This window comes from Streptomyces sp. NPDC002573, from assembly GCF_042889625.1.
GTDB lineage: Bacteria > Actinomycetota > Actinomycetes > Streptomycetales > Streptomycetaceae > Streptomyces > Streptomyces gibsoniae.
Genome location: NZ_JBIARC010000013.1, coordinates 40,133 through 51,864, shown reverse-complemented (window position 1 = coordinate 51,864; position 11,732 = coordinate 40,133). Strand labels below are relative to the sequence as shown.

11 protein-coding genes and 1 riboswitch are annotated in these 11,732 nt (G+C 74.4%); all 11 genes read left to right on the top strand.

Annotated elements, in window-relative coordinates:
• Positions 1 to 105: 105 nt before the first annotated feature.
• The 11 genes from ACFYX0_RS15095 to ACFYX0_RS15045 all read left to right on the top strand — a co-directional run bounded on the left by ACFYX0_RS15095 (position 106) and on the right by ACFYX0_RS15045 (position 11,691).
• Positions 106 to 1,128, top strand: a complete 1,023-nt coding sequence (locus ACFYX0_RS15095; RefSeq protein WP_388970411.1) for an MBL fold metallo-hydrolase — start codon at positions 106 to 108, stop codon at positions 1,126 to 1,128.
• Positions 1,129 to 1,169: 41 nt separating this feature from the next.
• Positions 1,170 to 1,634, top strand: coding sequence for a nuclear transport factor 2 family protein (locus tag ACFYX0_RS15090; RefSeq protein WP_388970409.1), 465 nt, complete (start codon positions 1,170 to 1,172; stop codon positions 1,632 to 1,634).
• 147 nt (positions 1,635 to 1,781) lie between these two features.
• Positions 1,782 to 3,248 (top strand): DHA2 family efflux MFS transporter permease subunit, encoded by a 1,467-nt coding sequence (locus ACFYX0_RS15085; protein WP_388970407.1) that lies wholly within the window; start codon positions 1,782 to 1,784, stop codon positions 3,246 to 3,248.
• Positions 3,249 to 3,320: 72 nt separating this feature from the next.
• Complete coding sequence (locus tag ACFYX0_RS15080) at positions 3,321 to 3,890, top strand: TetR/AcrR family transcriptional regulator (RefSeq protein ID WP_311690454.1); 570 nt, start codon at positions 3,321 to 3,323, stop codon at positions 3,888 to 3,890.
• Positions 3,891 to 3,960: 70 nt separating this feature from the next.
• A complete protein-coding gene (locus ACFYX0_RS15075; RefSeq protein ID WP_388970404.1) occupies positions 3,961 to 4,911 on the top strand; it encodes an alpha/beta fold hydrolase in 951 nt (316 codons plus the stop codon).
• Between the two features lie 19 nt (positions 4,912 to 4,930).
• Positions 4,931 to 5,722, top strand: a complete 792-nt coding sequence (locus tag ACFYX0_RS15070; RefSeq protein ID WP_388970402.1) for an SDR family NAD(P)-dependent oxidoreductase — start codon at positions 4,931 to 4,933, stop codon at positions 5,720 to 5,722.
• 122 nt (positions 5,723 to 5,844) lie between these two features.
• Positions 5,845 to 5,973: riboswitch (cobalamin riboswitch) on the top strand.
• Between the two features lie 118 nt (positions 5,974 to 6,091).
• Positions 6,092 to 7,324, top strand: a complete 1,233-nt coding sequence (locus ACFYX0_RS15065) for a prenyltransferase/squalene oxidase repeat-containing protein (RefSeq protein ID WP_388970400.1) — start codon at positions 6,092 to 6,094, stop codon at positions 7,322 to 7,324.
• Positions 7,321 to 8,007, top strand: a complete 687-nt coding sequence (locus ACFYX0_RS15060; protein ID WP_388970398.1) for an SCO2322 family protein — start codon at positions 7,321 to 7,323, stop codon at positions 8,005 to 8,007. Before ACFYX0_RS15065 ends, ACFYX0_RS15060 begins: the two co-directional genes overlap by 4 nt.
• 2 nt (positions 8,008 to 8,009) lie before the next feature.
• A complete protein-coding gene (locus ACFYX0_RS15055; RefSeq protein WP_388970396.1) occupies positions 8,010 to 9,098 on the top strand; it encodes an energy-coupling factor transporter transmembrane component T in 1,089 nt (362 codons plus the stop codon).
• A complete protein-coding gene (locus tag ACFYX0_RS15050) occupies positions 9,095 to 10,804 on the top strand; it encodes an ABC transporter ATP-binding protein (protein WP_388970394.1) in 1,710 nt (569 codons plus the stop codon). The genes ACFYX0_RS15055 and ACFYX0_RS15050 overlap by 4 nt, the downstream gene beginning before the upstream one ends.
• Complete coding sequence (locus tag ACFYX0_RS15045) at positions 10,801 to 11,691, top strand: ECF transporter S component (RefSeq protein WP_355907633.1); 891 nt, start codon at positions 10,801 to 10,803, stop codon at positions 11,689 to 11,691. Before ACFYX0_RS15050 ends, ACFYX0_RS15045 begins: the two co-directional genes overlap by 4 nt.
• Positions 11,692 to 11,732: the final 41 nt, after the last annotated feature.

Here is an 11,732-nt window from a genome sequence, read left to right as displayed (position 1 = left end):
TTACCAGTTCCGACCGACGGAGTCCACGCATGGGCAAGAGAGAGCGGGCTACTGTCGAAACGTGTTCTAGTTATAGTGGGCCGGAGGGCGGCGATGGGGGAGCGCATGGCGCAGACGGCCGATCACGGCGGGGGCGTACGGTCCCTCAGGGTTCCCATCCCGGACAACCCCCTCGGCCACACCCTGGTCTACGTGGTCGACACCGACCGCGGCCCGGTGCTGGTCGACACGGGCTGGGACGACCCGGACTCCTGGGACGCCCTCACCGAGGGACTTCAGGCGTGCGGCACCTCGGCCGCGGAGATCCACGGCGTGGTGATCACCCATCACCACCCCGACCACCACGGCCTCTCGGGCCGGGTCCGTGCGGCCTCCGGCGCCTGGGTCGCGATGCACGCGGCGGACACCGCGGTCGTACGCCGCACCCGCGAGGCCCGGCCCGAGCACTGGTTCACGTATATGAGCGCCAAGCTCGCGGCGGCCGGCGCCACCGAGGAACACCTCGCGCCGCTGCGCAGGCCGCGCTCGCTGCCCGGCCTCTCCCCCGCCCTGCCCGACCGTGAGATCGTCCCCGGCGAACTTCTCGACCTGCCCGGCCGCCGTCTGCGCGCGATCTGGACCCCGGGGCACACACCCGGCCATGTCTGCCTCCATCTGGAGGAGGAGCATCCCGCCGGGCTCCCGGGCCGCGGCCGGCTGTTCTCCGGCGACCATCTGCTGCCGGAGATCACCCCGCACATCGGCCTGTACGAGGACGTGGACGACACCACCGCGGTCGCCGATCCGCTCGGCGACTACCTCGACTCCCTGGAGCGCGTCGGCCGCCTCGGGCCCGCCGAGGTGCTCCCGGCCCACCAGCGCCCGTTCACCGACGCGCCCGCCCGTGTCCGGGAGTTGCTGGCCCACCACGAGGAGCGGCTGACCGGCCTGCTCGCCCTGCTCGGCACCCCGCTGACGCCCTGGCAGCTCGCCGAACGAATGGCGTGGAACCGCCCCTGGGCACAGATCCCCTACGGTTCCCGCACCATCGCGGTCTCGGAGGCGGAGGCCCATCTGCGCCGCCTGGTGAAACTGGGCCGAGCGGAACCGGTCCCGGGGACGGACCCGGTGGCGTACACGGCCGTGTAAAGCCCCTCGCGCCTCACGGACCGCCCCTGGTACCAAGGCACATGGACCCCTTGGACCCCCTGGACCCATGGCAGCGCCTGCTCGCCGAACGCGCCTGCGAGCGTCTGATCGTCGACTTCGTCCACCGCCTCGACCTCGGCGAACCCGCTTCCGTGGCCGAGCTGTTCACGGCGGACGGGAACTGGGAGTGGCCCGCGGGCGGGCGCCGGGTCGAGGGCCGCGAGTCGCTGCGGCAGTACTTCGGCTCCCGTCCCGCCGACCGGCTCTCGCGCCGTCTGATGTCCAACGTCCTGGTCACGCCGACCTCCCCGGACACGGCCACCGCGACGTCGTACTTCACGACGTACCGCGTCGATGGCTACGACGGCGGCATGGTCCCGCCAGGGCCGCCCACCCAGATCGGACACTACAAGGACACGTTCCGCAGGACGGACCGCACCTGGCTGCTCGCCTCCCGCACCCTCTTCCTCCCCTTCGGCGGCGAGACACCCCGGCTCACCCCTTGACCGCTTAGTGATTGACCAATAAGTTAGCCGCCATCTCCCCCCGGACCGATGACACCCGTCGTCACGGCCCAACAACTTAGCGATTGATAAGTAAGAGATCTCCCCCGGCACGACCATCCCCACGCCGCGGACGGAAAGGAAGGCACCGTGACCCCGACGGAAGACGCCGGGCCACCCCGGTCGGCCACCACCTGGGCACTGATCATCACCAGCGTGGCCGGCTTCATGATCGGCCTGGACAACCTCATCGTCACGACGGCACTGCCCGCCATCCGCAAGGACCTCGGCGGCGGCCTCGAAGACCTCTCCTGGACGGTGAACGCCTACACGCTCTCCTTCGCCGCCCTGCTGATGACCGGCTCGGCGCTGGGCGACCGCTTCGGCCGCCGCCGGCTCTTCGGTGCCGGCCTCGCGGTCTTCACGGCCGCCTCCGCCGCCGCGGCGCTCGCGCCGAACCTCGCCACGCTGATCGCCGCCAGGGCTGCGCAGGGTGCGGGCGCGGCCGTCCTCCTCCCGCTCACCCTGACCCTGCTGACCGTCGCCGTGCCCGCCGCCCGCAGAGGCATGGCCTTCGGTGTCTGGGGAGGGGTCAACGGCATGGCCATCGCCATCGGCCCGATGATCGGCGGGGCGGTGATCGACCAGTTCTCCTGGCAGTGGATCTTCTGGCTGAACGTGCCGATCGGAGTGCTGCTCCTGCCGCTGGCCCGGCTGCGGCTCGCCGAGAGCCACGGCCAGGCCCGCCGCCTCGACCTGGTGGGCACCGCGCTGGCGAGTTCCGGCGTGTTCGGCATCGTGCTGTCCCTGGTGCGGGGCGAGAACGCGGGATGGGGCAGCGCCGGCGTACTGACGGGCTTCGCCGGCGGCGCCCTGCTGCTGGCCGCCTTCGTCCGCTGGGAGCTGCGGAACCCGGCGCCGATGCTGCCGCTGCGGCTGTTCCGCAGCCGGTCGTTCAGCGCGATCAACCTCGTCGGACTGCTGAACTTCTTCGGCCTGTACGGCGCTGTCTTCCTGCTCACCCAGTACCTCCAGGGCGTCCAGGGCTACACGCCGCTCCAGGCTGGCCTGCGGATGCTGCCGTGGACGGCGATGCCGATCGCCGTCACCCCCCTGGCGGGCGCGCTGTCCGACCGCATCGGAAGCCGCACCATCCTCACGCTGGGCCTGGCCGTGCAGGCGGTCGGCATGGGCTGGTACGCGGCCGTGGCCACCCCGCAGGTGTCCTATGCCGCGCAGGTGCCCGCCCTGATCGTCTCCGGCGTGGGCATGTCCCTCTTCCTCGCGCCCGTCGCCAACGTCGTCATGGGCAGCGTCCGGCCCGAGGAGCAGGGCATCGCGTCCGGTGCCAGCACCTCGCTGCGCAACATCGGCGGAGTGCTCGGGGTCGCCGTCTTCGGCGCGGTGTTCTCGGCGCAGGGCGGCTACGGCTCCGCCCGGCAGTTCGTGGACGGACTCATCCCCGCCCTGTGGATCGGTGCCGCGGCTCTCGGGCTCGCCTCGCTGGTCGCCCTTGCGCTGCCGCGCGGCCGGACCGGCGACAATGCCACACCGAGAGCACAACGCCACGTCGCATCGTCCGAGGCCACCGCGGATCTCGCCGCGGTCGAGCCCTGACGGTCCCGCCGGGGCGGTCGGACCGACGGCCGGGGCCGGAGCACAGCCGGGCCGGAACACAGGAGGAACGAGATGAGCAGTGCGCGTATGAGCGCCGAGGAACGGCGCGAGATCGTCATCCGCGCGGCACTCGTGGAGTTCGCGCGAGGCGGCTTCAACGGCACCTCCACCGCCGCCATCGCCCGGCGGTCCGGGGTTTCCCAGCCCTATCTCTTCCAGCTCTTCCCGGACAAGAAGGCCCTGTTCCTGGCCGCGGCCGACCGCTGCTTCCGCACCATCAGGACGGCCCTGGAGGAGGCCATGGACGGTCTGACGGGCCCCGAGGCCATGAAGGCCGCCGAACAGGCGTGGCGGGGGCTGGTCTCCAGCCGCGACCTGCTGATGATGCAACTTCAGGTGTACGTCGCCTCGGTCGGCGCGGAGGACGGCACCGGGTCCGCGATCGCCTCCGAGATCGCCGAGTTCGTCCGTCCGCTGTGGCGGGGCCTGTGGAAGCTGGTGCAGGAGCGCACCGGCAGTTCCGACGCGGAGGTCACCCACGTCTTCGGCATCGGCATGTTGATCAATGTGCTCGTCGCGATCGGCATCCCACTCCAGGACCACTGCTGGGCGAGCATCACCCTCGACGCACCACTCGACTGACCGCCCGCGTTCTCCGGCCGCGTCGACCGGAGCCCCACGAGCCCGGCAGCATCCAGAAAGAAGACGCGTCTTGACCGAGATCACCCGCCGCTTCGTGGAGGCCAACGGCCTGCGCGTGCACCTCGCCGAAGCCGGCGACGGCCCCCTGGTACTGCTGCTGCACGGCTTCCCCGAGACGTCCTACAACTGGCGCCACCAGATGGCCCCGCTGGCCGCGGCCGGCTACCACGTGGTGGCACCGGACCAGCGCGGCTACGGCCGCACCTCGCGCCCGGAGCGGATCGAGGACTACACGATCCTGCACCTCGTCGGCGACGTCGTGGCGCTCATCGAGGCCCTCGGCGAGCGGCAGGCCGTCGTGGTCGGCCACGACTGGGGCGGTCCCGTCGCCTGGCACACCGCCATGTTCCGGCCCGACCTGGTGCGCGGCGTGGTCTCGCTCAGCTCCCCGACCGGGCCCCGCGCGTCCCGGCCGCCGCTCGGGCTGCTGCGGGCCAGGCTCGGCGAGGGCTTCTACATGAACTACTTCCAGCAGCCCGGGGTCGCCGACCCGGTACTGGAGCGGGACCTGCCGACGACCTTCCGCCGGATCATGTACGGGCTGTCCGGTGAGGCCCCCGCCCTGATCCCGGTGGTGCGGGAGGGCACCGAGCCCATGGACATGTTCCCCGAGCCGGACCGCCTCCCCGGCTGGCTGAGCGAGGGCGACATCGCCGCCTACGCCGCCGAGTTCGCCGAGAGCGGCTTCACCGGCCCGCTCAACTGGTACCGCAACCTGGACCGCAACTGGGAGCTGACCGCCGCGTTCGACGGCGCCCGGATCACCCCTCCGGCGCTGTTCATCGGCGGCGACAAGGACCTCAACGTCGCCGTCGCCGGGCCGGACATGGAGGCGCGGATGCGCGCCGTGGTGCCGGACCTGCGGGACATGGTGCTGCTGCGCGACACCGGCCACTGGGTCGCCGAAGAACGCCCCGCCGAGGTCAACGCCCACCTCATCGACTTCCTCAAGTCCCTCTGACCAGGACAGGAGAACCACCATGCACCTCCGAGACGCACAGGTTCTGCTCACCGGAGCGACCGGTGGAATCGGCCACGCCATCGCCGAGGCGCTCGCGGCACGCGGGGCGCAGCTGGTGCTGACGGGCCGCCGCGCCGACGTACTGGAGGACCTGGCCGGACGGCTCGGCGGTCGCGCTCTGGCCGCCGACCTCTCCGACCCGGGCGGCGCGCGGGACCTGCTGGGCCGCGCCGGCCGGGTGGACATCGTGGTCGCCAACGCCGCGCTCCCCGCGAGCGGAGCCGTGCCCGAGCTGTCCGTCGAGGACATCGACCGGATGCTGGACGTCAATCTGCGGGCGCCGGTGGTCATGGCGAGGCTCGCCGCCGAGGCGATGATCAGCCGCCGCAGCGGGCACCTGGTCTTCATCTCCTCGCTGATGGGCAAGACCGCCTCCGGCGGGGCCGCGCTGTACAGCGCGAGCAAGTTCGGCATGCGCGGCTTCGCCCTGGCACTGCGCGAGGACCTCCAGCCGTACGGGGTCGGGGTGACGACGGTCTTCCCCGGGTTCATCCGCGACGCGGGCATGTTCGCCAGGACGGGCGTCCGCCTCCCGCGCGGGGTCGGCACCCGGACCCCGCGGGACGTCGCGCGCGCCGTGGTCCGGGCGGTGGACCGCAACCCGGCCGAGATCGACGTCGCCCCGCTGGGGCTGCGGCTCGGCGCGATGGTCGGCGGGGTCGCCCCCACGCTCAGCGCGATCGTGCAGCGCCGCGCCGGGGGCGACCGGATCACCGCGGAGATGGCCGTGACCCAGCGGTCCGCGCGGTAGCCGCCGCCGCGTCCCCGGTTCCGGGGCCGGGACGGCACCCGGCCCCGGAAGGCCCCGCGGGGGCGGGGTGCTGGCCCGGCCGGGGCCCTCTCACAGGGGCCTCTCAAGGACGCTTCTACCGGCGGGTACAGTAGCCGGGTCGTTCTCACACCCTTACGGGGGAAAGCCGGTGCAAATCCGGCGCTGACCCCGCAACCGTGAGCCGCCCCACGGCGGCGAGCCGGAGCACCGCGTACGGGACGTGACCGGCTCACGCGCACCGGCAGCCCGCCGGTGTACGGCACCGTCGAGGTCTACGGAGCCGAGCCGCCCGGGGGATGCCCCGTGCCGCCCTGCTCCCGGACACCAAGGGAGAGGCACCCGCCGATCATGATCGTTCGCCGCAGCGCCGCGGTACTCGCCGCCATCGCCGCCGTCGCCGGGGCCCCCGCCACGGCCTTCGCCGCCACCCCCGCCCCCTCCGCCTCGCCCTCGCTGCCGTCCGGCCTCTACGGCACCGGCGACCCCACGTACGACGGCGTCTGGCGGCAGTCGCTCGCCCTGCTCGCCCAGCACACGGCCGGTGTGCGGCCCGCCACCGCCGCGGTGGACTGGCTGACCGGCCAGCAGTGCGCGAGCGGCGCCTTCGCCCCCTACCGCGCGCAGCCCAGCGCGAAGTGCGACGCCAAGACGCCCGTCGACACGAACAACACCGCGGCGGCAGTCCAGGCCCTGGCCGCGGTCGGCGGCCACGGAGCCGAGAGCGGCAAGGCGGTGGCCTGGCTGAAGTCCGTGCAGAACAAGGACGGCGGCTGGGGCTACACCGCGGGTGGCGCGAGCGACGCCAACTCGACGTCCGTCGTGGTCGGTGCGCTCACGGCGGCGGGCGAGCAGCCGCAGGACGTCCGCATGGACGGCAAGTCCCCCTACGACGCGCTGCTGAAGCTCGCGCTGCCCTGCGACGGCGACGGTGCGGGCGCCTTCGCCTACCAGCCCGACAAGAAGGGCGCGCTCACCGCCAACGCGGATGCCACGGCGGCGGCCGTGACCGGCGCGCTCGGCAAGGGGTTCGCCGGGGAGAAGGCTCCGGCCGAGAGCGCGGCCCCGGTCTGCGGGAAGGCCACCGATGTGCGCCAGGCCGCGCAGAACGGCGCCGCCTACCTGCTCAAGGCCCTGGCCAGGGACCAGCACCTCACCTCGGCCCTGCCCGGCGCCAAGGACCAGCCCGACTACGGCAACACGGCGGACGCGGTGGTCGCCCTCGCCACCGTCGGCCAGGGCGAGCGGGCGTCCGGCGCCCTGCACTGGCTTCAGGCCAACTCCGGGCCGTGGGCGAAGCAGAGCGGCCCGGCCGCGTACGCCCAGCTGATCCTCGCCGCGCTCGCGACCGGCACCGACCCGCGCCACTTCGGCGGAACCGACCTGGTCAGCGCGCTCAACGCGACGGGCCCGGCACCGCAGGCGGCCGGCGCGACCCCGAAGACCGACCAGACCCAGAAGCCCGCCAAGAAGGACGACTCGGGCTCCGCCTTCGGCGTGTGGTGGATCGTCGGCGTCTTCCTCGTCGCCGGTATCGGCATCGGCTTCCTGCTCAGCGGCCGCGGCAAGCGGCAGCAGCCGTGACCCGCGTCCCCGCGGGCGCCCGGCTCCTGACCGCGCCGCTCCTCGTCCTCCTGGCGGCCTGCGTGCTGCTGGGCGGCGCGGGCCGGGCCCAGGCCGTCGGCTACCGCTACTGGTCCTTCTGGGAGCGTGGCGGCAACACCTGGACGTACGCCACCCAGGGCCCGTCGACCAGCCGTCCCGCCGACGGGGACGTCCAGGGCTTCCGGTTCGCGGTGAGCGAGGACTCCTCGGACGCGACCAAGCCGCGCGGCAGCGCGGACTTCGCGACGATCTGCGCGGGCACACCCGCCCGGGACGGTCAGAAGCGTGTCGCCCTGGTCCTCGACTTCGGCACGGCGGCGGACGCCCCCTCCGGGGAGCGGCCGCCGGCAGGGCGCACGGCGTGCGCCCGGGTGCCCGGGGACGCGACGACGGCGGACGCGCTCGCCGCCGTCGCGGGCCCGCTGCGCTACGACACCAACGCCCTGCTGTGCGCGATAGCGGGTTACCCGGCCAAGGGCTGCGGCGAGCAGGTGACGTCCGGGCAGGACCGTGCCCCGGCGAAGGCCACGGACCACAAGGGACAGGCGTCGGCGAGGAGCGCGGCACACCACGGCCCGTCGGTGGGCCTCCTCGCGGGTGCCGCCGCCGTGGCCGTGCTGGGCGCGGCGGCGGTGTGGCAGGCGCGCCGCCGCAGGGGCTGACAGTGGCGCCCCGTCCCGGCCGCGGCCGGCCGGCCGTGCACCCGGGCGCCTGGTGGCTGTGGGCCCTCGGGCTCGCCACCGCCGCCACCCGCACCACCAACCCGCTGCTGCTGGCCCTCCTGATCGCGGTGTCCGCCTACGTCGTGGCGGCCCGCCGCACCACGGCCCCCTGGTCCCGCTCCTACGCGGCCTTCGCCAGGCTCGGCTTCGCCGTCCTCGCCATCCGGCTGCTGTTCACCGTGGTCCTCGGCTCCCCCATCCCCGGCACCCACACCCTGTTCACCCTCCCCGAGGTCCCGCTCCCGCACTGGGCGCAGGGCATCCGCCTCGGCGGCCGGGTCACCGCCGAGGCTCTCGTCTTCGCCCTGTACGACGGTCTGCGGCTGGCCACCCTGCTGATCTGCGTGGGCGCGGCGAACGCCCTCGCGAACCCCGCCCGGCTGCTGAAGGCCCTCCCGGGCGCACTGTACGAGGCGGGCGTGGCGGTCGTCGTCGCGCTGACCTTCGCCCCGCATCTCGTCGCGGACGTACGGCGGCTGCGTGCCGCGCGCCGGCTGCGCGGCCGGCCCGACCGGGGGCTGCGCGGTCTGGCCCAGGTCGGACTTCCGGTCCTGGAGGGCGCGTTGGAACGCTCGGTGGCGCTCGCCGCCGCGATGGACGCGCGCGGCTTCGGCCGCACCGCGGCCGTCCCGCCCGCCGTCCGCCGTACCACCACCGCCCTCACCCTCGGCGGACTGCTCGGCGTCTGCGCCGGCACGTACGGACTGCTGACGGCGGAGGGGACCGCCTACGGTCTGCCCGTCCTCCTCGCCGGTCTCGTGGCCGCCCTCGCCGGGCTGCGGCTGGGCGGCCGCCGCTCCCCGCGCACCCGCTACCGCCCCGACACCTGGGACGCGCGGGCGTGGCTGGTGGCCGGCTCGGGGATCGCCGCGGCGGCGCTCCCGGCCCTGTGGTCCGCCTACGATCCCGCCGCCCTGCACCCCGGTGTCGTCCCCCTGGCCGCCCCGGCGCTGCCGCTGCTCCCCGCCGCGGCGGTGCTGCTCGGCCTGCTGCCCGCGTTCGTCACCCCCGCCCCCGAGGAGTCCGCGTGATCCGCTTCGAGAAGGTCTCCGTGACATACGACGGGGCGGCCGAACCTGCGGTGCGGGACATCGACTTCGAGGTTCCGGAGGGTGAACTGACGCTGCTGGTCGGCCCGTCCGGGGTCGGCAAGTCGACGGTGCTCGGCGCGGTCAGCGGACTGGTCCCGCACTTCACGGGCGGCACCCTGCGCGGCCGGGTCACGGTGGCCGGCCGCGACACCCGCACCCACAAGCCGCGCGAACTCGCCGACGTGGTCGGCACGGTGGGGCAGGACCCGCTGTCGCACTTCGTGACGGACACCGTCGAGGACGAACTCGCCTACGGGATGGAGTCGTTGGGGCTCGCCCCGGACGTGATGCGGCGACGGGTCGAGGAGACGCTCGACCTGCTCGGCCTGGCGGGCCTGCGGGACCGTCCGATCTCCACCCTCTCCGGCGGACAGCAGCAGCGCGTGGCGATCGGCTCGGTGCTCACCCCGCACCCCCGGGTCCTCGTCCTCGACGAGCCGACGTCCGCGCTGGACCCGGCGGCGGCCGAGGAGGTCCTCGCCGTGCTGCAACGGCTCGTCCACGACCTCGGCACCACGGTCCTGCTGGCCGAACACCGTCTGGAACGGGTCGTGCACTACGCCGACCGGGTCGTGCTCCTCCCTGCCCCCGGCGCCCGCCCGGTCCTCGGCACCCCGGCGGAGGTGATGGCGGTCTCCCCGGTGTACCCGCCGGTGGTGGACCTCGGCCGGCTGGCGGGCTGGTCCCCGCTGCCCCTGACCGTCCGCGACGCCCGCCGCCGCGCGGCCGGCCTGCGTGAACGGCTGGCGGAGACGGCACCCGCACCGCGCGAGACCGGCAGCCCGCGCCCGATCGCGCACCCCGCTCCCCCGGCCCTCCCCGCCCCGCGCCGCTTCCTGCGCCGACGCACCCCGGCACCCGTCGAGGAAACGGTCACTCCCGCGACGCCCCTGCCCACCGCGGTCGTCGAGGGGCTCGGCGTCCGCCGTGGCCGCGTCGAGGCCCTGCGCCATGTCGACCTCACCGTCGGCCCGGGCGAGACCGTCGCCCTCATGGGCCGCAACGGCGCCGGGAAGTCCACGCTGCTCGCCGCGCTCGTCGGGCTGGTCGAACCGGCTCGCGGCCAGGTGCGCGTCGGTGGCGCGGTGCCGCACCGCACCACCCCGCGCGACCTCGTGCGCCGCGTGGGCCTAGTACCGCAGGAGCCACGGGATCTGCTGTACGCGGACACGGTGGCCGCCGAGTGCGCGGCGGCCGACCGGGACGCGGGCGCCGCCCCGGGCAGCTGCCGGGCCCTGGTGTCCGAACTGCTGCCGGGCGTCGCGGACGACACCCACCCGAGGGATCTGTCGGAGGGGCAGCGGCTGGCGCTCGCGCTCGCCGTCGTGCTCACCGCGCGCCCCCCGCTGCTGCTCCTGGACGAGCCGACGCGCGGTCTGGACTACGCGGCGAAGGCCCGTCTGGTGACCGTGCTGCGCGGGCTCGTCGCCGAGGGCCATGCCCTCGTCCTGGCCACGCACGACGTGGAACTGGCCGCCGAACTCGCGCACCGCGTGGTGATCCTCGCGGACGGCGAGGTCGTCGCCGACGGCCCGGCCGCCGAGGTGGTCGTCGCCTCCCCGTCCTACGCGCCCCAGGTGGCCAAGGTCCTCGCCCCGCAGCCGTGGCTCACGGTCGCCCAGGTCCGCGAGGCGCTGGCGTCATGACCCACCGCTCCCCGGATCCGGCCACGACCCCCGAGCCGCATCCCGCCGTATCCCCCGTCGCCCCCTCCGCCCGGGTCACCCCGCAGGCCCGCCCTGTCCGCCTGGGTCCCCGTTCCGTCGCCGCGCTCCTCCTGGTGAGCGCGGTCGGTGCCGTCGGCTTCGCCTGGCCCCTGTTCGCCGATCCCGCCTCGGGCCTCGGCGCGCACGCCCAGGACGCCCCCTGGCTCTTCGCCGGGCTGCTCGTGCTGCTCGTCGGCGTCGTGGCCGCGGCGGTCTCCGAGTCGGGGCTCGGCCCGAAGGCCGTCGCCATGCTCGGTGTGCTCGCCGCGACCGGCGCCGCGCTGCGGCCGATCGGCGCCGGTACCGCGGGCCTGGAGCCGATGTTCTTCCTGATGGTGCTGAGCGGGCGGGTGCTCGGGCCGGGCTTCGGTTTCGTGCTCGGCAACGTGACCATGTTCGCGTCCGCGCTGCTGACCGGCGGGGTCGGCCCCTGGCTGCCGTTCCAGATGCTGGCCATGGGCTGGTTCACACTGGGCGCGGGGCTGCTGCCCGGCCCGGACGGTCTGCGGGGGCGGGGCGAGGTGGCGCTGCTCGCCGGGTACGGGTTCCTCGCCGCGTTCGCCTACGGCACGGTGATGAACCTGGCCGGCTGGCCCTTCATGGGGGCGCTCGCCTCGAACATCGCCTACGACCCGCACGCCGGGCTCACCAGCAACCTCGCCCGCTTCCTCGCGTACTGCCTGGCCACCTCCATGGGCTGGGACCTGGGCCGGGCCGTCCTCACGGTCGTGCTGACCTGCGCCCTCGGTCCCGCCGTCCTCAAGGCCCTGCGCCGGGCGACCCGCCGCGCGGCCTTCGAAAGCCCGGTGGCCTTCGACTCGCACTGAGGCCCGCCGACGGTGGGGTGCCTCTCGCGCTGCGCAGGCCA

Excerpts from the sequence above, each read along its gene's own strand:
- ACFYX0_RS15080 (WP_311690454.1), top strand. The coding sequence starts at position 3,321 with ATGAGCAGTGCGCGTATGAGCGCCGAGGAACGGCGCGAGATCGTCATC.
- ACFYX0_RS15095 (WP_388970411.1), top strand. The coding sequence starts at position 106 with ATGGCGCAGACGGCCGATCACGGCGGGGGCGTACGGTCCCTCAGGGTT.
- ACFYX0_RS15070 (WP_388970402.1), top strand. The coding sequence starts at position 4,931 with ATGCACCTCCGAGACGCACAGGTTCTGCTCACCGGAGCGACCGGTGGA.
- ACFYX0_RS15065 (WP_388970400.1), top strand. The coding sequence starts at position 6,092 with ATGATCGTTCGCCGCAGCGCCGCGGTACTCGCCGCCATCGCCGCCGTC.
- ACFYX0_RS15090 (WP_388970409.1), top strand. The coding sequence starts at position 1,170 with ATGGACCCCTTGGACCCCCTGGACCCATGGCAGCGCCTGCTCGCCGAA.
- ACFYX0_RS15045 (WP_355907633.1), top strand. The coding sequence starts at position 10,801 with ATGACCCACCGCTCCCCGGATCCGGCCACGACCCCCGAGCCGCATCCC.